At 72.4% G+C, this 23,592-nt stretch carries 22 protein-coding genes and 2 pseudogenes; 14 read left to right on the top strand and 10 right to left on the bottom strand.

Going from position 1 to position 23,592, the window contains the following annotated elements; translation table 11 throughout:
- Nucleotides 1-145: 145 nt before the first annotated feature.
- Nucleotides 146-637, bottom strand: coding sequence for an FBP domain-containing protein (locus LCH29_RS32175; RefSeq protein WP_446465215.1), 492 nt, complete (start codon nucleotides 635-637; stop codon nucleotides 146-148).
- A gap of 76 nt (nucleotides 638-713) precedes the next feature.
- Here LCH29_RS32175 and LCH29_RS32170 point away from each other — a divergent pair, with 76 nt between their 5' ends.
- From LCH29_RS32170 to LCH29_RS32155, 4 genes are all read left to right on the top strand, one after another.
- Nucleotides 714-1,283: a TetR/AcrR family transcriptional regulator gene (locus LCH29_RS32170; protein ID WP_446465214.1), complete on the top strand. Its 570-nt coding sequence runs from the start codon at nucleotides 714-716 to the stop codon at nucleotides 1,281-1,283.
- Between the two features lie 229 nt (nucleotides 1,284-1,512).
- Entirely contained in the window at nucleotides 1,513-1,995 is a 483-nt protein-coding gene (locus tag LCH29_RS32165) for a sortase (RefSeq protein WP_446465213.1), read from the top strand.
- Nucleotides 1,996-2,034: 39 nt separating this feature from the next.
- Nucleotides 2,035-3,243, top strand: a complete 1,209-nt coding sequence (locus LCH29_RS32160; protein ID WP_446465212.1) for a lycopene cyclase family protein — start codon at nucleotides 2,035-2,037, stop codon at nucleotides 3,241-3,243.
- The gene (locus tag LCH29_RS32155; protein ID WP_446465211.1) at nucleotides 3,240-4,778 is read left to right on the top strand and encodes an FAD-dependent oxidoreductase; all 1,539 of its coding nucleotides are present in this window, start codon (nucleotides 3,240-3,242) and stop codon (nucleotides 4,776-4,778) included. Before LCH29_RS32160 ends, LCH29_RS32155 begins: the two co-directional genes overlap by 4 nt.
- Nucleotides 4,779-4,795: 17 nt before the next feature.
- On the opposite strand, the gene LCH29_RS32150 is transcribed toward LCH29_RS32155, so the two are convergent.
- From LCH29_RS32150 to LCH29_RS32135, 4 genes are all read right to left on the bottom strand, one after another.
- Nucleotides 4,796-5,785, bottom strand: a complete 990-nt coding sequence (locus tag LCH29_RS32150) for a DUF5914 domain-containing protein (RefSeq protein ID WP_446465210.1) — start codon at nucleotides 5,783-5,785, stop codon at nucleotides 4,796-4,798.
- Nucleotides 5,782-6,762, bottom strand: coding sequence for a phytoene/squalene synthase family protein (locus LCH29_RS32145; protein ID WP_446465209.1), 981 nt, complete (start codon nucleotides 6,760-6,762; stop codon nucleotides 5,782-5,784). Before LCH29_RS32145 ends, LCH29_RS32150 begins: the two co-directional genes overlap by 4 nt.
- Complete coding sequence (gene crtI, locus LCH29_RS32140) at nucleotides 6,759-8,294, bottom strand: phytoene desaturase family protein (RefSeq protein ID WP_446465208.1); 1,536 nt, start codon at nucleotides 8,292-8,294, stop codon at nucleotides 6,759-6,761. The genes LCH29_RS32145 and crtI overlap by 4 nt, the downstream gene beginning before the upstream one ends.
- A gap of 86 nt (nucleotides 8,295-8,380) precedes the next feature.
- Entirely contained in the window at nucleotides 8,381-8,611 is a 231-nt protein-coding gene (locus tag LCH29_RS32135) for an alpha/beta hydrolase (protein ID WP_446465247.1), read from the bottom strand.
- On the opposite strand from LCH29_RS32135, the pseudogene LCH29_RS32130 reads away from it, so the two are divergent.
- Nucleotides 8,576-8,898, top strand: a pseudogene (locus LCH29_RS32130) (ABC transporter permease); the annotation flags it as partial. The gene LCH29_RS32135 and the pseudogene LCH29_RS32130 sit on opposite strands and share 36 nt — an antisense overlap.
- A gap of 44 nt (nucleotides 8,899-8,942) precedes the next feature.
- Nucleotides 8,943-9,143: pseudogene (gene rpsN, locus LCH29_RS32125) on the top strand (30S ribosomal protein S14); the annotation flags it as partial.
- 80 nt (nucleotides 9,144-9,223) lie between these two features.
- Here rpsN and LCH29_RS32120 read toward each other — a convergent pair.
- Nucleotides 9,224-10,717: a sodium:solute symporter family protein gene (locus LCH29_RS32120; protein ID WP_446465207.1), complete on the bottom strand. Its 1,494-nt coding sequence runs from the start codon at nucleotides 10,715-10,717 to the stop codon at nucleotides 9,224-9,226.
- The gene (locus LCH29_RS32115; protein ID WP_123104140.1) at nucleotides 10,714-10,914 is read right to left on the bottom strand and encodes a DUF3311 domain-containing protein; all 201 of its coding nucleotides are present in this window, start codon (nucleotides 10,912-10,914) and stop codon (nucleotides 10,714-10,716) included. The genes LCH29_RS32120 and LCH29_RS32115 overlap by 4 nt, the downstream gene beginning before the upstream one ends.
- A gap of 422 nt (nucleotides 10,915-11,336) precedes the next feature.
- Between LCH29_RS32115 and LCH29_RS32110 the strand changes: the two genes are divergently transcribed.
- The 5 genes from LCH29_RS32110 to LCH29_RS32090 all read left to right on the top strand — a co-directional run bounded on the left by LCH29_RS32110 (nucleotide 11,337) and on the right by LCH29_RS32090 (nucleotide 15,610).
- A complete protein-coding gene (locus LCH29_RS32110) occupies nucleotides 11,337-11,768 on the top strand; it encodes a hypothetical protein (protein WP_446465206.1) in 432 nt (143 codons plus the stop codon).
- Complete coding sequence (locus LCH29_RS32105) at nucleotides 11,765-12,598, top strand: hydroxypyruvate isomerase family protein (protein WP_446465205.1); 834 nt, start codon at nucleotides 11,765-11,767, stop codon at nucleotides 12,596-12,598. Before LCH29_RS32110 ends, LCH29_RS32105 begins: the two co-directional genes overlap by 4 nt.
- Nucleotides 12,599-12,626: 28 nt before the next feature.
- Complete coding sequence (locus LCH29_RS32100; protein ID WP_446465204.1) at nucleotides 12,627-13,523, top strand: 2-hydroxy-3-oxopropionate reductase; 897 nt, start codon at nucleotides 12,627-12,629, stop codon at nucleotides 13,521-13,523.
- A gap of 27 nt (nucleotides 13,524-13,550) precedes the next feature.
- Complete coding sequence (gene gcl, locus LCH29_RS32095; protein WP_446465203.1) at nucleotides 13,551-15,329, top strand: glyoxylate carboligase; 1,779 nt, start codon at nucleotides 13,551-13,553, stop codon at nucleotides 15,327-15,329.
- A gap of 125 nt (nucleotides 15,330-15,454) precedes the next feature.
- Nucleotides 15,455-15,610 carry a hypothetical protein gene (locus tag LCH29_RS32090; protein WP_446465202.1) on the top strand — a complete coding sequence of 52 codons (156 nt, stop codon included), beginning with the start codon at nucleotides 15,455-15,457 and terminating at the stop codon, nucleotides 15,608-15,610.
- Between the two features lie 23 nt (nucleotides 15,611-15,633).
- On the opposite strand, the gene LCH29_RS32085 is transcribed toward LCH29_RS32090, so the two are convergent.
- Nucleotides 15,634-16,827: a cytochrome P450 gene (locus LCH29_RS32085; RefSeq protein ID WP_446465201.1), complete on the bottom strand. Its 1,194-nt coding sequence runs from the start codon at nucleotides 16,825-16,827 to the stop codon at nucleotides 15,634-15,636.
- 129 nt (nucleotides 16,828-16,956) lie between these two features.
- Here LCH29_RS32085 and LCH29_RS32080 point away from each other — a divergent pair, with 129 nt between their 5' ends.
- Both LCH29_RS32080 and LCH29_RS32075 read left to right on the top strand, forming a co-directional pair.
- Nucleotides 16,957-18,432, top strand: coding sequence for an MFS transporter (locus LCH29_RS32080; protein ID WP_446465200.1), 1,476 nt, complete (start codon nucleotides 16,957-16,959; stop codon nucleotides 18,430-18,432).
- 55 nt (nucleotides 18,433-18,487) lie between these two features.
- Complete coding sequence (locus LCH29_RS32075; protein ID WP_446465199.1) at nucleotides 18,488-18,715, top strand: DUF5133 domain-containing protein; 228 nt, start codon at nucleotides 18,488-18,490, stop codon at nucleotides 18,713-18,715.
- A 44-nt stretch (nucleotides 18,716-18,759) separates the two neighbouring features.
- Here LCH29_RS32075 and LCH29_RS32070 read toward each other — a convergent pair whose 3' ends face one another.
- The gene (locus LCH29_RS32070; RefSeq protein ID WP_446465198.1) at nucleotides 18,760-20,376 is read right to left on the bottom strand and encodes a GMC oxidoreductase; all 1,617 of its coding nucleotides are present in this window, start codon (nucleotides 20,374-20,376) and stop codon (nucleotides 18,760-18,762) included.
- A gap of 66 nt (nucleotides 20,377-20,442) precedes the next feature.
- Nucleotides 20,443-21,933 carry an amino acid permease gene (locus tag LCH29_RS32065; protein ID WP_446465197.1) on the bottom strand — a complete coding sequence of 497 codons (1,491 nt, stop codon included), beginning with the start codon at nucleotides 21,931-21,933 and terminating at the stop codon, nucleotides 20,443-20,445.
- Between the two features lie 340 nt (nucleotides 21,934-22,273).
- Between LCH29_RS32065 and LCH29_RS32060 the strand changes: the two genes are divergently transcribed.
- On the top strand, nucleotides 22,274-23,587 hold the full coding sequence (locus LCH29_RS32060; RefSeq protein ID WP_446465196.1) for an MFS transporter: 1,314 nt from the start codon (nucleotides 22,274-22,276) through the stop codon (nucleotides 23,585-23,587).
- Nucleotides 23,588-23,592 lie beyond the last annotated feature (5 nt).

The raw sequence follows: 23,592 nt of genomic DNA, 5'->3' as shown, positions 1-23,592 counted from the left end.
GGCGTCCTGGAAGCGCTCCGAGCGGATGCCGACCGACTCCAGGAGCCAGGCGAGCGACTCGCTCAGCTCCTCCCGGCGGTTGCTGTCGCAACTAAACCGTGCCGTGAACGTGCGGGTCGGCCGCCGGTTCCGGGATCCCCCGGGGTCAGGCGGTCACCTTGGCGAGGAACGCGGCGACGTTGGCCGTGGTCCGCTCGATCTTCTCCTCCAGGGTGAGCGACTCGTGGAGCCGAGCGCCCGCGCCCGCGTCCTTCTTGCCGCGTACGTACAGGGAGCAGGCGAGGTCGCTGCATATGTAGGTGCCGACGGAGTTGCCCTGCTGCCTGGCCTTCCCCGCCTTCGGCGCGACCATCAGGGAGACGCCGTCGGCGGGAGAGGTCAGACAGAGCGAGCACATGCCGCGCTGCGTCTGCCAGGAGGCGGGGGTGGGGCAGCGCAGGGCGACGGCCCGCGGGCGGTCGTCGAGCAGGGTGACGAGGTAGGCGCGGTCGTAGGCCTGGGGATCTCGCCAGCCGAGGTAGTCCAGGTCGTCCCAGGGCTTGGCGGCCAGGTCGCGCGGTACGGACAGGCGCTTCGCCTCGCCCTTGGTGCAGTTGACGAAGGCGGCACGGATCTCTTGCTCGGTCAGCGGCTTCATGACCGGGAGGCTAAGTTGCCTAAAGGTCTTAGGCAAACGAATAATGGGCTCTGCCGACGGAGGGGCAGGGCAGGGCATGGCATACGCAGGGCTGACCGCGGAACGGCTCACCCGGGCCGGGGCGGAACTGGCCGACGAGGTCGGCTTCGACCAGGTGACCGTATCGGAGCTGGCCCGGCGGTTCGACGTCAAGGTCGCGAGCCTGTACTCGCACCTGAAGAACTCCCGCGACCTCAAGACCAGGATCGCCCTGCTCGCCCTGGAGGAACTCGCCGACCGGGCCGCCGACGCCCTGGCCGGGCGGGCCGGCAAGGACGCCCTGACCGCCTTCGGACACGTCTACCGCGACTACGCCCGCGAGCACCCCGGCCGCTACGCCGCGGCCCAGTTCAAGCTGGACCCGGAGGCGGCGGCCGCCAGCGCCGGTGGCAGGCACGCGCAGATGACGCGGGCGATCCTGCGCGGCTACGACCTGACCGAGCCGGATCAGACGCACGCGGTGCGGCTGCTCGGCAGCGTCTTCCACGGCTTCGTCAGCCTGGAGTTGGCGGGCGGGTTCAGCCACAGCTCCCCCGATTCGGCGGAATCCTGGTCCCGGACCCTGGACGCGCTCGACGCCCTGCTGCGCAACTGGCCCACGCCCTGACCGCCCACCGGGCACCCGGCATAGCCCATTCGCTCCCCTCCGGTCGCTCCCGCTCCGTGACGGCCCTCGCTCCGGTGACCTGCGTAAACGATCAAGCGAGGCGGCGGCCCTGACCTCGCGAGGTGACGCTTCGTGTTGCGACGGTGGCGGACTGTCGGTTGTCTCGAGAGCGGAACACCTCACAGGTGCCGCGTGATCAGGACGGCCACTGCTCCGTTGGAGGATCTTCATGCGTTACGTACCCGCCGGTGCAGGCATCGGCCTGCTTCTCTGTGCCCTCGCGCTCCAGGGCCCGGCCGCCGCCGCCGATGACTCGGAGCTCCGCATCAGCCCGAGGAACGGCGCCCCGGGGTCCACGGTCACCGTCAGTACGACCGCCTGCGGCTCGGACGTGACCTATGGCAAGGGCACCGCGGGCGGAGACGAGTTCCACCTGCTCGACGACGGCCACAAGGGCACGCTCACCGGCACCTTCCGGATTCCCGAGGGAGCCGATTCCGGTAGCCACGACGTCATCGTGAAGTGCCCGCCGAGCATCAAGATCACGGACACGGTCAGGGTCGAGCGCAGTCACCCCAGTGGCGGGGTCGACGCCGGTTTCGGGCCTGCCGCGGTCGGCGACAACAAGCCGACCCTCCTCGGCGCCACCGTCCTGGCCGTCACCTCCGGAGGTGTGCTGATGATGCGCCGCCACCGGAGCGTCCGGCGCTAGCCTCCGTCCTTCACAGCGGATCGCGGCGGGAAACGGGCGGTGGCGTGGGACGCGGAGGTGGCCGTCGTCGGCGCGGGTGCGGCCGGTCTGACGCTGGCCCACCGCCTCGCCATGCTGCCCTGCCCGCCCCGCGTCCTGCTGGTCGGGGCGCCGGACGGGCCGCTGCGGGCGCCGGAGCGGACCTGGTGCTGGTGGGAGGAGCCGGGCGGTGAGTTCGACGGGGCACTCGCCGCCCGCTGGGGCCGGGTCAGGGTGCACGGAACCGACGGCCGCCCGGTGGACCGGGAGCTGGCGCCCTTCGTCTACAAGATGCTGCGGTCGCGCGACTTCGAGCGCTGGGTGGCCGCCCGGCTCGACGCGGCGCCCTCGGTGCGGCGGGTCGAGGCGGTGGTGGACCAGGTGCGCGACGACGCGGGCGGCGCCGTGGTGCGGGGCGTGTGCGCCGGGGGCCGCCCGGTGGTCTGGCGCGCCCGGTGGGCGTTCGACTCCCGTCCGGCGGCCGCCCTGCCACCGGCTCGTACGACCCTGCTCCAGCACTTCCGGGGCTGGTTCGTCCGCTGCGACACCCCGGCCCTGGACCCCGCGGTGGCCGAGCTGATGGACTTCCGCACCCCGCAACCGGGCCGGGGCCTGTCGTTCGGCTATGTGCTGCCGCTGAGCGACCGTGAGGCACTGGTGGAGTACACCGAGTTCTCGCCCGCCGTGCTGGACGACGCCGCGTACGACGCGGCCCTGCGCCACTACACCGGGGCCGTGCTGCGGCTGCCGCCCTTCCGGGTGCTCTCCACCGAGCAGGGCGTCATCCCCATGACCGACGGCCGCTTCCCGCGCCGCGCGGGCGCCGCCGTGTTCCGGATCGGCACCGCGGGCGGCGCCACCCGCCCGGCCACCGGCTACACCTTCGCCGCGGTGCGGCGGCAGTCCCACGCGGTGGCGGCGGCCTTCGCCGCGGGCCGTCACCCGGTGCCGCCCGCCCCGTATCCGGCCCGCGCGCTCGCCATGGACGCGGCGATGCTGCGCGCCCTGGCCACCGGGCGGGTGGCCGGGGCCGATGTGTTCACCGGTCTCTTCCGCCACGTCCCCGCCGAGCGTCTGCTGCGCTTCCTCGACGGCCGCACCGGTCCGGCGGAGGACGTGATGGTCGGTATGCGGACACCGGTGGCGCCCATGCTGCGGACGGTGGCCGAACTGCCCTGGCTCCGGCGGCGGACCGGCACCGGACACGCCACGCCGGGGCGGGAGCGGTGACGCCCCGGCGGGGGCGGGACCGGCGGGCCGAGGTGCTGCCGGTGGCGGCGGGCCGGGCCCGGGTCCCGGCCGGACGCGCGCCGCGGGTCGCGGTGGTGGGCGGCGGCATCGCGGGGCTCGCGGCGGCGACCGCCCTGGCCGAGCGCGGGGTCGCGGTGGTGCTGTACGAACGCCGCGCGATGCTCGGCGGGCGGCTCGCCGGATGGCCGACGACGCTCGCGGACGGGTCGGCGGCGACGATGTGCCGCGGTTTCCACGCCTTCTTCCGGCAGTACTACAACCTGCGGGGGCTGCTGCGGCGGATCGACCCGGCCTTACGCCTGCTCACCGCGCTGCCGGACTACCCGCTGTGGCACGGCTCGGGCCTGCGCGACGGTTTCGCGGGGGTTCCGCGCACCCCGCCGTGGTCCGCGCTGGGCTTCGTCACGCGCAGCCCGTCGTTCGGCTGGCGGGATCTGGCGGACATGGACCCGGTGGCCGCGCTGCCGCTGTTCGACGTCCGGCTGCCGTGGATCCACGAGCGGCTGGACGCGCTGAGCGCGGCGGAGTTCCTGGACGCGGTCCGCTTCCCGGCGGCGGCCCGGCACCTGGCGTTCGAGGTGTTCTCCCGCAGCTTCTTCACGGACCCGGGCGAGCTGTCCGCGGCCGAGCTGGCGGTGATGTTCCACATCTACTTCCTCGGGTCGAGCGAGGGCCTGCTGTTCGACGTGGTGCGCGAGCCGTTCCCGTACGCGCTGTGGGATCCGCTGCGGCGCTACCTGGAGGGTCACGGCACCCGGGTGCGGGCGAGTGCTGCCGTGGAGTCGGTACGGCCGCTGGACGGCGGGCGGGTGGCGGTGGACGGGGACGCGTACGACGGGGTGGTGCTCGCCCTGGACACGGCGGGGCTGCGCACGCTGGTCGCGGACTCCCCCGGCCTGGGCGACCCGGGGTGGCGGGACCGGATCGCGGCCCTGCGGACCGCGCCGCCGTTCCTGGTCTCCCGCCTGTGGCTCGGCGCCCCCGTGGACCCCGGCCGCCCCGGTTTCCTCGGTACGAGCGGCTACGGCCCGCTCGACAACGTCAGCGTCGTCTCCCGCTGGGAGGGCGAAGCCCGCCGATGGGCCGCCGCCACCGGCGGATCGGTGCTGGAGCTGCACGCGTACGCGGTCGGACCGGACGCCGACCGGGCCGCCGTGGAGCGCCGGTTGCGGGCGGAGCTGGCCCGGGTCTACCCCGAGACCCGGGACGCCCCGGTGGTCGACGTACGCCATGAATGGCGCGCCGACTGCCCGGCGTTCCCCGTCGGTGGCTACCGTGACCGGCCCACGGTGCGCACGCCCGACCCGGCGGTGATGCTGGCCGGGGACCTGGTGCGCACCGATCTGCCGGTCGCCCTGATGGAACGGGCGGCCACGAGCGGGTTCCTGGCCGCCAACGCGCTGCTCGCCCGGTGGGGCGTGCGCGGCCAGCGGCTGTGGACGGTCCCCCGCCGCGGCCGCTGGGCCGTGCTGCGCGGTGTGCACCGGCTGGCCGGGACACGCCACCGGCCGTGACCGCGGCGGCCCGCCGGTCAGCCCGGGAAGCGGCCCGCCTCCCGCAGGGCCCAGCGGCGTTCGGCGTAGGCGAGGTCGTCGCGCCACAGGCGGCCCGCGGCGGCGCGCATCAGGGGCCGCAGCAGGGGTGCGGCCGCGCGGGCGACGGCGAAGCCGGGGCGGTCGGACGTGGCGAGGACCGCCTCGATGACGGCGGTGCGCGGACGGCCGCGGTGATCGGGGGTCAGCGGGGTGGCGTGGGTTTCGACCACGGAGCCACGGCCCTCGCCGTCGGTGATGCGCATGACGACGGTGCGGGGCCCGGGTGCGGAGAACACGGCGCGGACGGGGACGACCACCCGACCGGCCACCTTGAAGGACACCCGGACGGCGAGGGCGTCGTCGCCGTCCGGCTCCTCGACGGTGAGGTCGACGAAGGAGTACGGGTGGAACCATGCGCCGTGCCACGGGTCGAGGCGGTTGGCGACGACATCGGCCGGCTCGCAGGTGCCGGTCACGTCGTGGACGGCGGCGAGCGTGGCCCCGGCCACCGGGCGGGGCGGCAGCACCGGGCGTTCCAGCGGCTCCTCGCCACCGGCCGCGTCGAGCCGTACCCAGGCGAGGACGCCGTCGTCGTGGGCGGGCAGCGGACACCAGCCCGCGGTGGCGTCCCCGGGCAGGGCGAGGCCGTGCCAGTGGCAGAGGAGCCTGCCGCGGCTGACCACCGCGTCCTTCAGCGGCGCCCCGAGGTGCGGGCAGGCGCCGGGTCCCGCGAGGAGACGTCCGCCGGGGCCGCGCCAGGCCACCACCTCGGTGCCGGCGACCGTCCGGCCGAAGGGGCGACCCTGGGCGACGGCGGCGGACGCGCCCAGCACGTACCAGTTGCCCGACGGGCGGTCCTGCGCCCGCTTCAGGGCCGCGGCGATCAGGGCGGGCCTGGCCTCCCGCCAGGTGGCCCGCTGCCGGTCCCAGGGGACACCGCGGCGGCGCAGGGACAGCGGGATGCGGTCGGTGGCGGAAGGCTTCACGCGACCTCCCCGACGGTGACCGGCGGGGCGGTGCGTGCCGTACGGGCGGCCAGCAGCCGGGCCGCGCCGACGCGGACCAGCCCGTCGAGCGCGACCGCGGCCCGGACCCGCCGCCGCACCGCCGACCGCCGGTGCAGCACCGCATAGCCGTCGCGCTCGACGGCGGTGACGATGCCTCCGTAGAGCACGTAAGCGGTACGGATGCAGGGCCGGGCCACCGGGTCGAGCATCGGGATGCCGGGCAGCGCCCGGCGGTAGTAGCCGCGGGTGAGGGCGGCGAAGTCGCGCAGTGCGGCGGTGATCCGCCGGTCCCGCAGCCCGGTGCGGCGGGACCACCGCAGGCGCGCCCGGTCCACGCCGTGTGCGGCCAGCAGGTCGGCGGGCAGGTAGATCCGGCCGCGGTCCAGGTCCTCCCCCACGTCCCGCAGGAAGTTGGTGAGCTGGAAGGCGACGCCGAGCGCCGCCGCGTGCGGCTCGGCCTCCTCGCGGGGCACGACGTGGCCGAGTACGGGCAGCATCTGGAGGCCGATCACCGCGGCCGAACCGTGCATGTAGTGGCGCAGGTGCGCGAAGGTGGGGTAGTCGGTGACGGTCAGGTCGGTCCGCATCGAGGCCATGAAGTCGGTGAAGTGGCGGTGGTCGATGCGGTAGGTGGCGGCGGTGTGCGCCAGGGCCCGGACGACGGGCTCGTCGCCGCGGCCGGTGCGCAGGGCCCGGGACAGCTCGGCGTCGAGCCGGTCCAGACAGGCCGCGCGCGGGGCGGTGCCCCCGGAGCCCTCGAGGTCGTCCACGATGTCGTCGGCCCAGCGGGCGAAGCCGTAGAGGGCGTGCACGGCGGGGCGCCGGGCCGCGGGCAGCAGCCGGGTGGCCAGGAAGTACGTCCTGCCGTGGCGGGCGTTGAGCAGGCGGCACCGCAGATAGTCGGCGCGCAGCGCCGGGTCGTGGATACCGGCGGCGTCGAGTTCGTGTCGGGTCATGGGGTTCCTTGCCGGTGGAGGGCCCGCGGCCGGGTGCGGCGGGGACCGAGGCGGGGGTGGCCGGTGATGCGGGCGGCGGCCAGCTTTCCGGAGATCAGTACGGTCGGGACGCCCACCCCGGGGGTGGTGCCGCAGCCCGCCAGCACCACGTTCTCCCGGCCGCGCACGAGGTTGGCGGGGCGGAACGGACCGGTCTGGCCGAAGGTGTGCGCGAGCGAGAACGGACTGCCCGCGGCATGCCCCTGGGCCGCCCAGTCGGCCGGGGTGACCAGGCATTCTTCTTCGATGGCCGCTCCGAGCCCGGCCAGGCCGCGGCGCTCGAGCTCGGTGAGGATGCGGTCCCGGTAGCGCGGGCCGAGGGTGCGCCACGCGGCGGCGCCGGGTCCGATGTCGGTGTTCGGGCAGGGCGCGAGGATGTAGTGGATGTGGCGGCCGGGCGGGGCGAGGGCGGGGTCGTGTGTGGTGGGCCGCGTGATGAGCAGCGAGGGGTCGCTCATCAGCCGCCCGGAGACGGTCAGTTCCTCGAACGTGGCGCGCCACGCGGCGCCGAAGGAGAGGGTGTGGTGGGCCAGTTGGGGCCAGGTGCGGTCGGTGCCGGTGTGCAGGACGACGGCCGAGGGTGCGCGCCGGTGGCGCAGCGGGCGACGGGGCGCGCGGCCCAGCAGCCGGTAGGCCTCGGTCAGCTCGCAGCTGAGGACGACGGCGTCGCAGGGCACACGGCCGTGCGGGGTGATGACGGCGGTGACCCGCCCGGCCCGCTGCTCCAGCCGGGTGACGTGCTGGCCGTATCGCAGGTCGGCACCGGCGTCGGCGGCCGCGGCGGCCAGCGCGCGGGGCACGGCGTGCATGCCGCCGCGGGGGAAGTACACGCCCGCGACGGTGTCCATGTAGGCGATGACGGCGTACGCGGCCAGGGCGCGGGCCGGGGCTACGCCCGCGTAGAGGGCCTGGAAGGAGAAGACCCGGCGCAGCCGCTCGTCGCGGAGGAAACGGCCGATGCCGGGGTCGAGCCGTCCGAAGCCGCCGAGGGCGGCCAGCCGGGCGAGGTCGGGGTGGAGCAGGTGGAGCGGCGAGTCGAAGTTGGCGTCGATGAAGCGGCCCATCTGGGCGCGGTGGAGTGCTTCCAGCCAGGCCCGCAGCCGCCGGTATCCGGCCGCTTCGCGCGGCCCGGCGAAGGCCCGTACGGACTCCTCCATGGCGTCCGCGCCGGTGTGGACGTCGAGGCTGCTGCCGTCGGCGAAAGCGGCCCGGTAGGCGGGGTGCAGCGCGACCAGGTCGAGCCGGTCGGACACCTCCTCCCCCACGGCGGCCAGCGCCTCGGCCAGCAGGTCCGGCATGGTGAGCACGGTGGGTCCGGTGTCGAAGCGGTAGCCGCCGCGCTCCAGGCATCCGGCCCGGCCGCCCGGCCGGGTGGCGCGTTCCACGACGGTCACCCGGCGCCCGGCACCGAGCAGGTGCAGGGTGGCGGCGAGCCCGGACAGCCCCGCTCCGACGACCACGACATGGCCCGTGGGCCCGGCGACGGTCCTCATGGTTTCAGTCTTCTGACGTCGGGGCCGCCCACCCGCGCGAGGGGCCGTACGGCCGAACGAATTCGACCGTGCGTGAGCACCGCCCGCTACGTCCGCGGTTCCTGGCTGCGGGGCCCCGGCTCCGGCAGCACCGGGCCGGTGCAGTGCACATCGCCCGCCGGGAGGCGGCCGTCGACCAGGTACGCGGCGGCCGTCCGGTCGACGCAGGCGTTGCCGCGGCTGGCGAACACCCCGTGGGAGGAGTCCTGGTGGAGCGTCGCGCCCCGGGCGGAGGTGACGGCGTGAGTGTCCCCCTCGGCAGGCGGCCGGGGCGCTATGCCTCGCCGCCGTGCTCACCGGTGTCCCGCTCGCCCTGGCCCTGTTGGGGCCGTACGTCGCGGGCGAGGCGGGGCCGCGTTCCGTGTCCTTCACGGTCGGCGGCGGCCACTGGCTGGGCACCGACTTCACCGGCCGCGACGTGTGGCGGCAGATCCTCCTCGGCGGACGTCCGGTGGTCCTGGTCGCGCTCGCCGCGACGGCCCTCACCTATCTGATCGCCCTGCCGCTCGGGCTCCTCGCCGCGCTGACCCATCGGCGGCGGCTGGAGGACCTGCTCATGCGCCCCTCGATGTGCTGCTCGACGGGGCGCCCCTGCCGCGCAGCCTGCGCTCGCGCACCCGGGAGCGCCTCGCCGCCGAGCGGGAGCTGCGCCGCCAGCCACGCGACGCCAGCGCCACGCGCGTACGCAACCGGGACTCCATCGACGGCCGCCCCCGGGGCCATCTGCGCGCCTTCGGGCTGTCCCGCATCCGGCTGCGCGAGACGGCGCACGCGGGCGAGCTTCCCGGGGTGACCAAGAGCAGCTGGTGACCCGTGGCTCACGAGGGTCACCGACATACGCCGCCACCCCCGGCCGGGCCGGGGGTGGCGGCGTATGTGCGGGTGAGGGGTCAGCCCGCTCCGGCCGCGGCCTCGGGCTGGACCTGGGGGGCGGGGCTGGGGCGTCCCGCCGGGCGGGTGACGGCGGAAACGGCCGCCATCACCACGATGTTGAGGACCAGCGCGATGACGCCCACGTTCAGATCCTTGATGCTCTGCGGAAGGCCCGGCATCAGGCTGCCGACCGTGACACCGGAGAGGGTGACGACGGCGACCGTGACCACGCCGACGACGATGCCCGCGGCCGCGCCCTGTTTGGTGACCAGCTGCCGCTTGGCCAGGCTCGCGAGCAGGGCGGGGAAGAGCTGGGTCACCAGGGCGTAGCCCATGAGCAGCAGGGACACGATCGAACTGCCGCCGTTGAAGGTGAAGTAGAGGGAGACCAGCGCGAGCGCGGGGACCAGCCACTGCGCCAGGCGGGTCACCTGCTGGTCGCTGCTCCGTGGGCGGGCGAGGCGGTAGACGTTCTTCGCCAGACAGGTCGCGGAGGTCATGAGGAGCAGCGATCCGGGGACCAGCGCGGTGAGCAGTCCCGCGCCGCCGACGATGCCCACGAACCACGACGGGAACGTGGCGGTGGTGATGCGCAGCAGCGAGAGGTCCGCGTCGGCGCCCTTGAGGCCGGGCACGACGAGGATGGCCGTGAAGCCGACGAAGAACACGAACAGCAGGATGAGCTGGTAGAGCGGCATGAAGATGGCATTGCGGCGGAAGACGCGTTCGTTCTGCGCGCTGTAGGAGGCGCTGAAGGTGTGCGGCCACATGTAGAAGCCGAGTGCCGAGAGCAGCACGGTGGAGGCGAACCACGAGGTGCTCATCCCGCTGGAGGGCAGCGTGAGGAAGCCCGCCTGACTCTTGTCGACCGCCTGGAACATGTTCTCGAAGCCGCCGAAGTAGTGGATCGGCAGATAGATGCCGAGGATCAGGACGACCGCGAGGATGGTGACGTCCTTCATGACGGCGGTCCACGCGGAACCGTGAATGCCCGAGATGGTGACGTAGACGGTCAGGGCGATGGTGCCGATCACGATGGCCCAGTGGGAGGGGATCTTGCCGTCGGAGGAGACCGACACGATGATCCCGAGTCCCTTCAGCTGGAGGACGAGGTACGGCACCATCGCGATGACCCCGACGAGCGCCACGAGCGCACCGAGCAGCGGGCTCTCGAACTTGGCGACGAAGAAGTCGGACTGCGAGATGAGCCGGTGCTGTTTGGCGTAGCGCCACACGGCCGGGAGCAGCCAGTAGGACAGCACATAGGCGAGTGAGGCGTAACAGAGGATGTAGTACGCCGGGGCGCCCTTGCCGTAGGCCCAGCCGGAGGCTCCGAGGAAGGTGAAGGTCGTGTAGATCTCGCCGGCCAGCAGCAGGAAGACGAAGATCGTGCCGAAGCCCCGGCCGCCGACGGACCACTGTTCGAGGTCCATGTCCCTGCCGCGGCGGGCGCGGAGCCCCAGCAGCAGCGAGGCGGCGAGGAAGAGGCCGATGACGGCGAGGGCGATCACGAGGTCTCCTCTTCGCGGTTGGCGGGGTCGAGCCGGTAGATGACGGCCATGGTCACCGAGATCAGGACGACCCACAGGACCAGCCAGAAGAGGATGAACGGCATGCCGAGGACGTAGGGCGTCACCCGGTTCACGAAGAAGATCCCCCCGAGGATCCCGAGAAACGGGATCGCGCCGAGCAGATGGATGGGTTTCACGTCAAGAACCTCCTGGGGCGGGCCGTACTCCACGGACGGGGCTGGGCTCCTCTGGGGATGACACGAGCGTGGGACGGTCCCGCCGGGCTGATGCCACCGGGGGACGGCTCGGCCCTGGAGGAGGGGGCGGTCACCTCTCCCCGATCCAGGCCATTCCACTTCGCGGAAAACTTTTTTCAACTGGGAGATGTATAGGTCGGCCGGGACCCCATGTCAACGCTTCGCACGCAGCGGGCTGATCAAACCTTTTGTCGAAGCGGACCCATCACCATCAACCCCCGCCGGGGGGTTGACGCCGACAGGCCACAGAGGTTGTTATTCCGCTAAGCAAAAATCACTATCCGCATTGTGGAAGTTCACGAAAGTGGCGGATGAAGCAGTCCGGCGTTCCAGAAGGCGCCCCGAACGTGCGAGGTCAGCCCATGCCCACACCGAGTCCCGGATTCGCCCTCACCCTGCGTGCCGAGGCCCCCGCCGACGCCGCCTCCACCAGGCGGCCGGCCGCGGCGGTGGGCGACGCCGGGGGTGTGCTCACCGCGCTCGACGTCGTCGAGACCGGCACCGACCACATCGTGGTCGACCTGACCTGCGACGCCGTCGACAGCGACCACATCCAGGTCATCGCCGACGCGGTGGCGGCGCTGGACGGGGTGGGTGTGCGCACGGTCGGCGACGCCACGTTCCTCATGCACACCGGGGGCAAGCTGGAGGTCGTCCCCCGGGTCGAGCTGAACAACCGCGACGACCTCTCCCGCGCCTACACCCCCGGGGTCGCCCGCGTCTGCCGGGCCATCTCACCGACCCTGACAAGAACACCCGGCAAGAGCACCTACGTCCTGGGATGTGAGAAATGAGCGCCCACCGTCTTCCCTGCACGGTCAACCTGTCGATCCTCTTCACCGAGCTGCCGCTGCTGGAGCGCCCGGCCGCGGCGAAGGCCGCCGGGTTCGACGCGGTCGAGTTCTGGTGGCCCCACGCGGTGGCGGTGCCGGAGGACAAGGACATCGACGCCTTCGTCCGCGCGGTGCGGGACGCCGGGGTCCAGCTGACCGGGCTGAACTTCTTCGCCGGGGACATGCCGGGCGGCGACCGCGGCCTGGTGTCCTGGCCCGCCCGCAGCACGGAGTTCCGCGACAACATCGACGTGACCGTCGGGATCGGCGAACAGCTGGGATGCCGCGCGTTCAACGCCCTGTACGGCAACCGCGTCGACGGAGCCGACCCGGCGGAGCAGGACGCCCTCGCCACCGAGAACCTGGCGCTCGCGGCCGAGGCGGCGCGGCGCATCGGCGGCACGGTGCTGGTGGAGCCGGTCAGCGGCGCCCCCGCATACCCCCTGCTCACCGCGGCGGACGCGCTCGGCGTCATCGACCGGGTGGAGCGCGCGTCCGGCGCCCGCAATGTGCGCCTCCTCGCCGACCTCTACCACCTGGCCGTGAACGGCGACGACGTGGCCGGTGTGATCGCCGCCCACGCGGAACGCATCGGCCATGTGCAGATCGCGGACGCGCCCGGCCGGGGCGCGCCGGGCACCGGCGGGCTGGACCTCGACGGGCAGCTCACCGCGATCGAGGCGGCGGGCTACGACGGCTGGGTGGGCCTGGAGTACAAGGCCCAGGGCCCGAGCGCCGACAGCTTCGACTGGCTCCCGCGCGAGCGGCGCGGCAGCACCGCCCACGCCTGACCGAGCCCTCAAAAAACAAGGAGCAACCATGACCGCCACTCCACGGAAGATCGCCTTCATCGGCCTGGGCATCATGGGCGGCCCGATGGCCGCCAACCTGGTCAAGGCCGGGCACACCGTCACCGGCTACAACCGCAGCCGCCCCGCCGTCGACAAGCTCGCGGCGGCCGGTGGCCACGGCGCGGACAGCATCGCGCAGGCGGTGCGCGACGCCGAGGTCGTCATCACCATGCTCCCGGCCGACCCGCAGGTGAAGGAGGTCGTCCTCGGCGAGGGCGGCGTCCTGGAACACGCCGCGCCGGGCGCCCTGCTGATCGACATGAGCAGCATCACCCCGCAGACCTCCCTGGAGGTCGAGGCCGCCGCGCGGGACAAGGGCATCCGCACCCTGGACGCGCCGGTCTCCGGCGGCGAGGCCGGGGCGATCGAGGCCGTCCTGTCCATCATGGTCGGCGGCGAGACGGACGACTTCGCCGAGGCGAAGCCGGTGTTCGAGGCGCTGGGCACCACCATCGTGCACGTCGGCCCGCACGGTGCGGGGCAGACGGTCAAGGCCGCCAACCAGCTGATGGTCGCCGTCCATCTCCAGGCCCTGGCCGAGTCCGTGGTGTTCCTGGAGAACGCCGGGGTGGACCTGGGGGCCGCGCTGGAGGTCCTCGGCGGCGGCCTGGCCGGGTCGACCGTGCTGGCCCGCAAGCGGGACGCCGTACTGAGCCGTTCGTTCCGGCCCGGTTTCCGCATCGACCTCCACCACAAGGACATGGGCATCGTCACCGACGCCGCCCGGGCGGTCGGCGCACCGCTGCCCGTCGGCTCCGTCGTCGCCCAGCTGGTCGCCTCCGCCCGCGCCTGCGGCGACGGCGACCTGGACCACTCCGCACTGCTGCGCGGCGTCGAGCGCCTGGCCGGCCGCGACACCCACTGAACCCCCCGGAACCACAGGAGACACCCCATGGCGCGTATGACAGCGGCTCAGGCGGCGGTGGAGATCCTGAAGCGTGAGGGCACCACTCACGTCTTCGGTCTCCCCGGCGCGGCGATCAACCCCTTCTACGCCGCGATGCGCAGCAACGGCGGCCTCACCCACGTCCTGGCCCGGCACGTCGAGGGCGCCTCGCACATGGCCGAGGGCTACACCCGGGCCGAGGCCGGGAACATCGGGGTCTGTGTGGGCACCAGCGGCCCCGCGGGCACCGACATGATCACCGGTCTGTACTCGGCGAGCGCCGATTCGATCCCGATCCTGTGCATCACCGGCCAGGCGGCGGTGGCCAAGCTGCACAAGGAGGACTTCCAGGCGGTCGACATCGCCTCGATCGCGGCGCCGCTGACCAAGATGGCCATGACCGTGCTGGAGCCCGCCCAGGTGCCGGGCGCGTTCCAGCAGGCGTTCCACCTGATGCGGTCCGGCCGCCCCGGACCGGTGCTGATCGACCTGCCCATCGACGTCCAGATGGCCGAGATCGAGTTCGACCCGGACACCTATGAGCCGCTGCCGGTCCACAAGCCCACCGCGACCCGGGCGCAGATCGACAGGGCGATGGGCCTGCTCCAGTCCGCCCAGCGGCCGCTGCTGGTCGCCGGTGGCGGCATCATCAACGCCGACGCGGCCGATCTGCTGGTGGAGTTCGCCGAGCTGACCGGGGTGCCGGTGGTGCCCACCCTGATGGGCTGGGGCACCATCCCCGACGACCACCCGCTGATGGCGGGCATGGTCGGCCTCCAGACCTCCCACCGCTACGGCAACGCCACCCTGCTGGAGTCGGACTTCGTCCTCGGCATCGGCAACCGCTGGGCCAACCGCCACACCGGCGGCGTCGACACGTACACAAAGGACCGCACCTTCGTGCACGTCGACATCGAACCCACCCAGATCGGCCGGGTGTTCGCGCCCGACTACGGCATCGTCTCCGACGCCCGGGCCGCCCTGGAGCTGTTCGCCGAGGCCGCCAGGGAACTCAAGGCCGCCGGCCACCTCCAGGACCGCGGCGACTGGGCCGACAGCTGCCGAGCGCGCAAGGGCTCGATGCTGCGCAGGACCCACTTCGACCAGGTGCCGGTCAAACCGCAGCGGGTCTACGAGGAGATGAACCGGGCGTTCGGACCGGACACCCGCTACGTCTCCACGATCGGCCTCTCCCAGATCCAGGCCGCCCAGATGCTGCACGTCTACCGCCCCCGGCACTGGATCAACGCCGGTCAGGCCGGGCCGCTGGGCTGGACCGTCCCGGCCGCGCTGGGCGTGGCGACCGCCCACCCGGACGCCCCCGTCGTCGCCCTCTCCGGCGACTACGACTTCCAGTTCATGATCGAAGAACTCGCCGTCGGGGCGCAGTTCCAGATCCCGTATCTCCATGTCGTCGTCAACAACGCCTATCTGGGGCTGATCCGCCAGGCCCAGCGCGGTTTCGACATGGACTTCTGCGTCCAGCTCTCCTTCGACAACGTCAACGCCCCCGAGGTCGGCGGCTACGGGGTCGACCACGTCAAGGTCGCCGAGGGGCTCGGCTGCAAGGCCATCCGGGTCTTCGAACCCGACCGCATCGCCCCCGCGCTGGAAGAGGCCAGGAAGCTGATGGCCGAACACCGGGTCCCGGTCGTCGTCGAGATCATCCTGGAGCGCGTCACCAACGTGTCCATGGGCACCGAACTCGACAACGTCAACGAGTTCGAGGAGCTCGCCACCAGCCCCGAACACGCCCCCACGGCGGTCCGCACCGCCATCGGCTGACCCCCGGGCGGCACCGCCCGGCACCCCACAGCTCCTCCCGGCGGCGTGATCCACGCGGTCGAAGCCGCGCCGCCGGGAGGCTCACCGCAACGGCTCCCGAGCCGACTCCCGAGCCGAGGAGAGACATGACGGACTTCACCCTGCTGCCCGACCTCGCCGCCCGCGCCCTCGGCGGCGGCGTCATCGCCGCCAACGACGAGTTCTTCGCCGAGAAGGAGAACCTGCTGCGCCCCGGGCCGACCCGCTCGTCGCCGCCCGGGTACGCGGCCTGCTGGGCGTGAACCCGGCCTGAGCCGGGGCGGGTTCACCAGGCCACGGGCAGTTCGTAGACGCCGTAGACCGAGCCGTCGTGCTTGAAGGGGATCTTCTCCAGATCGGTGGCCAGCCGGAGGGTCGGGATACGGCGGTAGAGGGTGCTGTAGACGACCTGGAGCTCCATCCGGGCCAGCGGCTGGCCCAGGCACTGGTGCACCCCGAAGCCGAACGCCACATGGCGGCGGGCGTCGCGCCGGAGGTCCAGCCGGTCGGGGTCGGGGAACACCTCGGGGTCCCGGTTGGCGATGTCGTTGGCCAGGACGATCCCCTCCCCGGCCCGGATCACCCGGCCCGCCACCTCGATGTCCGCCAGCGCCACCCGGCGCCGCCCGCTGTGGGTGATGTTGAGGTAGCGCAGCAGCTCCTCCACCGCCGAGGCCACCAGCTTCGGATCGTCGCTCTCGCGCAGCAGGGCGAGCTGGCCGGGGTTCTCCAGCAGGGCGAGGGTGCCCAGCGCGATCATGTTCGCGGTGGTCTCGTGGCCCGCGAGGAGGAGCAGCACGCCCATCTGGGCCGCCTCCTCGCGGGTCATCTCGCCCGCCGTGATCCGCCTGGCCAGACCGGACAGCAGATCGTCCACGGGGTGGGCGATCTTCTCGCCCATCAGGCCGTCCAGGTAGCCGAGCAGCGCCCCGTGGGCGGCCGACCGCTGCTCGGGCGTCACCTCACGGTTGATCAGGACCTTGCTGTTGTCCTGGAAGAAGTCGTGGTCGGCGTACGGCACTCCGAGCAGCTCGCAGATCACCAGCGAGGGCACCGGCAGGGCGAACGCCTGCACCAGGTCGACCGGCGTGGGACCGGCCAGCAGCTCGTCGATGAGGTCGTCCACGATCTTCTGCACGGCCGGGCGCATCGCCGCCACCCGCTTGATGGCGAACGGTGCCGTGACCATCCGCCGGAGCCGGGCGTGTTCGGGGTCGTCCATCAGGATGAAGCTGATGGCGGTGCCCCCCTGGGGCAGCGGGGCCTGGCTCGGATATCCGGGCCGGGTGATGTCGGCGCTGACCCTCGGGTCGCCCAGCAGGGCCCGCTGCTCGGCGTGCCGGGTCACCAGCCACGGGGTGCTGCCGTCCCACAGCCGGACCCTCGCGAGCGGCCCCTCCTCCGTCGTCTCCCGCAGCGCGGGCGGCGGATCGAACGGGCAGCCCGCCGCCCTGGCCATCGGAAACTCCGCAAGCGTCATGCCTGTTCCTTCCTCTGCTGTGTCACGGCCTTCTCCTCCGATCCGGGCGTCGTCCGGTGATCAGGCAACCCGATCCAGTACATTAAGTCAACCAGCTGATTTAAATGTGCCCACGACGGAGGCCCCGCGATGTCCGACGCCCTGCCCAGACCCGCCACCGCCGGGGCCTCCGGCCCGCCGCGGGCGAACACCGTCGTGGCGGTCCTGGCCTTCGCCGGGATCGTGGTCTCGCTGATGCAGACCCTGGTGATCCCGCTGATCCCCGAGCTCCCCGGCCTGCTGCACGCCTCCGCGGCGGACACCACCTGGGCCATCACCGCCACCCTGCTCGCGGCCGCCGTCGCGACACCGGTGATCGGACGGCTGGGCGACATGTACGGCAAGCGGCGCATGCTCCTGATCAGCCTGGGCCTACTGGTCGCCGGATCGGCCGTCGGCGCCCTCAGCGACTCCCTGGCCCCCATGGTCGTCGGACGGACCCTCCAGGGCCTGGCGTCCGGGGTCATACCGCTCGGCATCAGCATCATGCGCGACGAACTGCCCACGGAGCGGCTCGGCTCGGCGACCGCGCTGATGAGCGCCTCGCTCGGGGTCGGCGGCGCCCTGGGCCTGCCCGCCGCCGCGCTGCTGGCCGAACGCGCCGACTGGCACGTGCTGTTCTGGACCGCGGCCGGGTTCGGCGCGCTCGCCACCGGGCTCGTGGTCAAGCTCGTACCGGAATCCGCGGTGCGCAGCGGCGGACGGTTCGACGTGGCGGGGGCGGCCGGTCTGTCGATCGCGCTGGTGTGCCTGCTGCTGGCGATCTCCAAGGGCGCCACGTGGGGCTGGACCAGCGGCCGCACCCTCGGGCTGTTCCTCGCCTCCGTGGCCACGCTGGCCCTGTGGGGCCGGTGGGAGCTGCGTACCGCGCGGCCGCTGGTGGACCTGCGCACCACCGCACGGCGTCAGGTGCTGCTCACCAACCTCGCCTCCGCGGTGTTCGGGTTCTCCATGTTCGCGATGTCCCTGCTGATGCCGCAGCTGCTCCAGTTACCGAAGGCCACCGGTTACGGCCTCGGGGAGTCGATGCTGACCGTCGGCCTGGTCATGGCGCCGTCGGGGCTGGTGATGATGGCCATGGCGCCGCTGTCCGCGCGCATCTCCAAGAACCAGGGCCCCAAGGTGACGCTGATGCTCGGCGCCGTCGTGGTCGCCGCGGGCTACGGCCTCAACATCGCGCTGATGTCCGCCATCTGGCACCTCGTCCTGGTCTCCTGCGTCATCGGGGCCGGGATCGGACTCGCCTACGGCGCCATGCCCGCGCTCGTCATGGCGGCCGTGCCGGTGACGGAGACGGCCGCGGCCAACAGCCTCAACACCCTGATGCGGTCCATCGGCACCTCGATCTCCAGCGCGGTGGCGGGCGTCGTGCTGGCCGAGATGACCACCACGCTCGGCTCCGTCGCCCTCCCGGCCCAGAACGGCTTCCGGGTGGTCATGGCCGTCGGCGCCGGGGCCGCCCTCCTCGCCTTCGTCCTCGCCTCGTTCCTCCCCCGGCAGCACCCGGCCCCCGCCGCGGCGACCGGGACCGCGACGGCCGTGCATGGGGCCTCGCGCACCGGGTAGACGGATGCGCGACCAGCCCGATGTCCGGCAGTCTCATCACCCGAGGAGAGCCCCCATGCTGATGGCCCACCCCGCCGTGTTGCGCAATCTCGTCGAGCAGTACGAGACCCTGCACGCCCTGCACGCCGACGTGGGCGGCCCGGAAGTCCGGCAGCGCATGGACGACGTGGCCTACACCCTGTGCGTGGCCACCGGGACCCGGGACGTGGACACCGCCCTCATCGCCGCCCGCCACCGGCTCCCCGGCGCCCGCGTCCAGGACGACTCCCTGCTGAGCACATGACGCCGGGCCGATGACGGCGTGCGCCGGGGACCACGTGGTGTCGGTCAGCGGCCCACGTCGTCCTCGGCGAGGACGCGGGCCATGGTGCGTTCCGCCAGGGCCGTGATCGTCACGAACGGGTTGACGCCGATGGAGCCCGGGATGAGGGATCCGTCGGTCACGTAGAGCCGCGGGTAACCGGCGACCCGGCCGTACGCGTCGGTGGCGCGGCCCAGCACACAGCCGCCCAGCGGGTGGTAGCAGAAGTCGGCGGCGAAGGCGCGGGTGTCGCCGAAGAGGTCATAGCGGTAGATGGTGACGTTGGCCGCGTTGACCCGGTCGAAGAGGGATTTCGCGGCGGCGACGGCCGGGGCGCTCTGCCCGGCCGTCCAGTTCAGTACGGCGGCGTCCTTGGCGGCGTCGTACGTGAACGTGCCGCGCTCGGGGTTCTTGGTGATCGCCAGATAGAGGCTGGCCCAGGTCTCGATGCCGGCCGGGAGCGGGGCGATCTCGGCGAAGACCGGGTTGGCCGCGTTGGACCAGTCGTCGATGGCCGTCACCGGGATCGTGGACTGATGGGCCCCGGTGGGGTTCCAGACGTGGTTGGCGCGGCCCAGCATGACGTTGCCGTTGCCGCCCCACCCCCGGCCGACCTCCGCGTTCAGCCCGGGCAGCGTGCCGGTCTCGCGGGCGCGCAGCAGGAGTTCGGTCGTTCCGAGGCTGCCCGCGCCGAGGAAGAGGGCGCGGCAGGCGATCTCGTCCGTCGCGGTGACCGCGCCGGTGGTGTCGATGCGGTCGACGGTGACGGTGTACGTACCGTCGGCGGCCCGCCGTATCGCCCGGGCGCGGCTGAGCGTGTGGATGGTGACGTTGCCGGTACCGAGGGCGGCCGCGAGGTAGGTCTTGTCGAGGCTGCGCTTGCCGTGGTTGTTGCCGTAGATGACCTCTTGGCCGAGCGCGGATTTGGTGGCGGTCCCGGCGGCCTCGCGCTGCATGTAGCCGAAGTCGTAGACGCTGGGCACGAAGACGGTCTTCAGCCCCGCCGCCCTCGCCTGGGCGCGGGCGACGCGGGCGTACTGGTACCACTCCGTGCTCTCGAACCAGTCGGAGGGGATGGTGGCGGTGCCGAGCATGCGGTTGGCGCGCGGGAAGTACGTGCCGTACATCGCGTCCGCGTCGACGCCCGGCAGCACCTCCTGGAAGTACGCGCGGGGCGGGGTGACCGCGATACCGCCGTTGACCAGCGATCCGCCGCCGACCCCGCGCCCGACGTAGACGGACATGTTCGGGTGCCGCACCCGGTCCAGGACACCGGGGTAGGGGGTGATGTCCTTGTTGATGACGTCCAGCCACAGGAACGTGGACAGCGGCGCCTCGGTCCTGCGCTTGAACCACATGGAGCGCTGATCGGGAGCGGTCATCGAGCAGAACACCGTCCCGCCCGAGTCCGGCGCCTCCCACAGCCGCCCCATCTCGATGACGAGGGTCCGGATGCCCGCCTCGCCCAGCCGGAGCGCGGCGACCGCCGCACCGTAGCCGGATCCGATGACGAGGGCGGGGGTGTAGTCGGCGCTCTGTGCGGCGGCTGCCGGGGTGAGGCCGATTCTGGTGAGGCCGAGGGCGGCGGCCGTCTGGAGGGCCGCCAGCCCTAAAAAGTGACGACGCGTCAGTTTTCCTTCCATGGCCGCATCATGGGCGGAATGAGCCACTCCGCCCATCCTGCGTGCACATGGTCTTTTGACGCTACGTCAGACCTTTTCCAGCGCCTCGGGCGACCGCTTCCGCCGCACCTCGCGCACCAGGGCGACAGCGAGCACCACCGCCGCGGCGAGCAGCGACAGAACCATCTGCTCACGGCCGGTCGAATCGGTGAACATGTAGCCCACCACGAAGACGATCATGCCGATGGTGATCCAGGTCAGATACGGGTAGGCCCACATCTTCACCGTCAGCCGCTCCGGCGACTCACGCTCCAGGATCCTGCGCATCCGCAGCTGGGAGAAACAGATCACCAGCCAGACGAAGAGCGCCACCGCGCCCGAGGAGTTCAGCAGGAACTGGAACACCGTGTCGGGGTACGCGTAGTTGAAGAAGACCGCGACGAAGCCGAAGACGACCGAGGCGAGGATCGCCGTGGCCGGCACACCGCGCTCGGTGGTGCGACTGAAGGCCTTCGGCGCGTCCCCGCGGCCGCCGAGCGAGAAGGCCATCCGGGAGGCCGTGTACAGACCGGAGTTGAGACAGGAGAGCACGGCGGTCAGCACGATCACGTCCATCAGCTGACCGGCGTGGGCGATGCCGATGTGGTCCAGCACGGCCACGTACGGGCTCGCCTTCACCTCGGGGGAATTCCACGGCAGCAGGGTCACCACGATGGCGATCGACCCGAGATAGAAGACCGCGATCCGCCAGATGACGCTGTTGGTGGCGCGGGCGACGGCCTTGCGCGGATTGGTGGACTCCGCCGCCGCGAGCGTGACGATCTCACTGCCCATGAACGAGAACACGACCATCAGCACACCGGTGAGCACGGCACCGGGCCCGTTCGGCAGGAAACCGCCGTGCCCGGTCAGATTCGCGGTGCCGACCGCGCCGCCGGAGGAGCCCGGCAGCAGCCCGAACACCGCCAGCCCGCCGACCACGATGAACACGGCGATCGCGACCACCTTGATGCCCGCGAACCAGAACTCGAACTCCCCGTAGGAGCCCACCGAGAACAGGTTCGTCGCGGTCAGCACCACCATCACGATGAGCGCCCACGCCCACTGCGGCACCGCGGGCACCCAACCGGTGAGGATGGCGGCCCCCGCGGTGGCCTCCACCGCCAGCACCACGACCCAGAAGAACCAGTACAGCCAGCCGATCGTGAACCCCGCCCAGCGGCCGAGCGCCCGGTCCGCGTACGACGAGAACGAACCGGAGACCGGATCGGCCGCGGCCATCTCGCCGAGCATCCGCATCACCAGCACGACCAGGGCGCCCACCAGGGCGTACGAGAGCAGAATGGCGGGCCCCGCCGCCGCGATCCCCGCACCGGAGCCGACGAACAGCCCGGCCCCGATCACACCACCGATGGCGATCATCGAGAGATGGCGGTTCTTCAGACCGGCCTTCAGACCGTCGTCGTTACCGGAGCCGGAGCCGGTGCCCCCCGCGGCACCGGGCGGGGACACCCCCGGAGGCGACTCGGCGCCACCGGGGGCGCGGGCATCCGTAGTGATCGGCTTCTGGGCGCTCATGATCGTTCCTCGTCTCTGATGACGGCGGGAGCCGGCACGCACGGACGCACCCTGTGGGGGCGCACGGAAGGCGTCACCGGCAGTGAGCCGTGTCCCCGATCGGTGACACGAAAAGGGGCCCCGAGCTGGACCGAAGCCCGGTGAAGGCAGGTGTGGGGCGGGTTGCGGTTCAGTGGAATCTAGGTGTCCCGCCAGACCCCGGCCATCGACAGACGTCACGCATCGATCCCCTCGGTTTCATACAGATGTACTAAAGCCAGGTCGCGTTCACGCAGGGCGGCACAGCCACCACGGTGGGAATCCGGATGACGAGCCCCGCTCGACCCCGTATCAAGAGGGCATGGACACGACGAATGACTCCCGGGGAGCCGGACGGCACCCCGGGGTCCTGCGACAACGGGACTTCCGGCTGCTCTGGCTGGGCGAGACCACCAGCGGACTGGGCGCCGGCATCACCACGGTGGCACTGCCCCTGGTCGCGGTGGTGGAGCTACGGGCCGACACCTTCGCCGTCGGACTGCTCGCCGCCGCGGTGTGGCTGCCGTGGCTGGTGATCGGGCTCCCGGCGGGGGCCTGGGTGGACCGGGTCCGGCGGCGGCCCCTGCTGATCGCCTGCGATCTGGTGTCGGCGGCACTGTACGCGAGTGTCCCGGTGGCGGCCTGGTGCGATGTGCTGACGCTGGGTCAACTGTTCGCGGTGGCGGTGATGTGCGGGGTGTCCGCGGTGTTCTTCGACACCGCGTACCACGCGTACATCCCCGCGGTGCTGAACGAGCGCGATCTACTGGAGGGCAACGCCAAGCTCCAGGGCAGCGAGGCCGGTACGCGCGTGGTCGGCCGCGGAACCGCCGGGCTGCTCGCCCAGGCGTTCGGCGCGGTGGCCGGGTTGCTGATCGACGCCCTGACCTTCGTGGTCTCGGTGGTGTGCCTGCTGATGATCCGGGTCCGGGAACCCGCTCCGCCGATCCCCGACGCGACGGCCACACTGCGCCGACGCATCGGCGAGGGGCTGCGCTTCGTCCGCCATGACCCCTATCTGCGGCCGCTGGTGACGTACGGAGCCGTGCTCAACATGGCGCTGATGGGATACCAGGCGGTGCAGATCGTGTTCCTGGTCCGCACGGTGGGAGTGTCCCAGGCCACGGTCGGTGTCCTGATCATGGCGGGCAGCCTCGGCGGCATCCTCGGCGCCCTGCTGGCCACGGTCATCGGCCGCCACGTCGGATCCGCCCGCGGGATGCTCGTCCTCCAGGCGGTCACCAGCCCGTTCGCGCTGCTGATGCCGCTGGCCACGCCCGGCGCCGGGCTGCTGCTCTTCGCGGTCGGCGCGTTCGTGGTGGGGACGGGCGTCGCGGTGTGCAACGTGGTGGTGGGCAGCTTCCGGCAGCGGTACTGCCCGCCCGAGCTGCTGGGCCGGGTGGTCGCGACGACGATGATGCTCAACCACAGCACCATCCCGCTCGGTTCGCTGCTCGGCGGACTCCTCGGCGACGCCCTCGGACTGCGCCCCACCATGTGGATCATGACGGGGGCGGTGGCGGCCTGCTGGCTGATCCTGGCCCTCGGCCCGATGCGCCGCCGCCGCGATCTGCCGCCCGCGTACGAGACGGGGCCGGTGCCGGAACCGGACAGGGCTGTCGACATGGCGGGCTGAGGGGA

This window comes from Streptomyces sp. BRA346 (genome assembly GCF_052851135.1).
Note: the sequence above shows the minus strand (reverse complement) of the source record. Positions and strands in the feature narration are given on the sequence as shown.

Excerpts from the sequence above, each read along its gene's own strand:
- LCH29_RS32065 (WP_446465197.1), bottom strand. The coding sequence starts at position 21,933 with ATGAGCGCCCAGAAGCCGATCACTACGGATGCCCGCGCCCCCGGTGGC.
- LCH29_RS32090 (WP_446465202.1), top strand. The coding sequence starts at position 15,455 with ATGACGGACTTCACCCTGCTGCCCGACCTCGCCGCCCGCGCCCTCGGC.
- LCH29_RS32100 (WP_446465204.1), top strand. The coding sequence starts at position 12,627 with ATGACCGCCACTCCACGGAAGATCGCCTTCATCGGCCTGGGCATCATG.
- gcl (WP_446465203.1), top strand. The coding sequence starts at position 13,551 with ATGGCGCGTATGACAGCGGCTCAGGCGGCGGTGGAGATCCTGAAGCGT.
- LCH29_RS32060 (WP_446465196.1), top strand. The coding sequence starts at position 22,274 with ATGGACACGACGAATGACTCCCGGGGAGCCGGACGGCACCCCGGGGTC.
- LCH29_RS32105 (WP_446465205.1), top strand. The coding sequence starts at position 11,765 with ATGAGCGCCCACCGTCTTCCCTGCACGGTCAACCTGTCGATCCTCTTC.
- LCH29_RS32080 (WP_446465200.1), top strand. The coding sequence starts at position 16,957 with ATGTCCGACGCCCTGCCCAGACCCGCCACCGCCGGGGCCTCCGGCCCG.
- LCH29_RS32175 (WP_446465215.1), bottom strand. The coding sequence starts at position 637 with ATGAAGCCGCTGACCGAGCAAGAGATCCGTGCCGCCTTCGTCAACTGC.
- crtI (WP_446465208.1), bottom strand. The coding sequence starts at position 8,294 with ATGAGGACCGTCGCCGGGCCCACGGGCCATGTCGTGGTCGTCGGAGCG.
- LCH29_RS32145 (WP_446465209.1), bottom strand. The coding sequence starts at position 6,762 with ATGACCCGACACGAACTCGACGCCGCCGGTATCCACGACCCGGCGCTG.
- LCH29_RS32070 (WP_446465198.1), bottom strand. The coding sequence starts at position 20,376 with ATGGAAGGAAAACTGACGCGTCGTCACTTTTTAGGGCTGGCGGCCCTC.
- LCH29_RS32110 (WP_446465206.1), top strand. The coding sequence starts at position 11,337 with ATGCCCACACCGAGTCCCGGATTCGCCCTCACCCTGCGTGCCGAGGCC.
- LCH29_RS32165 (WP_446465213.1), top strand. The coding sequence starts at position 1,513 with ATGCGTTACGTACCCGCCGGTGCAGGCATCGGCCTGCTTCTCTGTGCC.
- LCH29_RS32075 (WP_446465199.1), top strand. The coding sequence starts at position 18,488 with ATGCTGATGGCCCACCCCGCCGTGTTGCGCAATCTCGTCGAGCAGTAC.
- LCH29_RS32170 (WP_446465214.1), top strand. The coding sequence starts at position 714 with ATGGCATACGCAGGGCTGACCGCGGAACGGCTCACCCGGGCCGGGGCG.
- LCH29_RS32085 (WP_446465201.1), bottom strand. The coding sequence starts at position 16,827 with ATGACGCTTGCGGAGTTTCCGATGGCCAGGGCGGCGGGCTGCCCGTTC.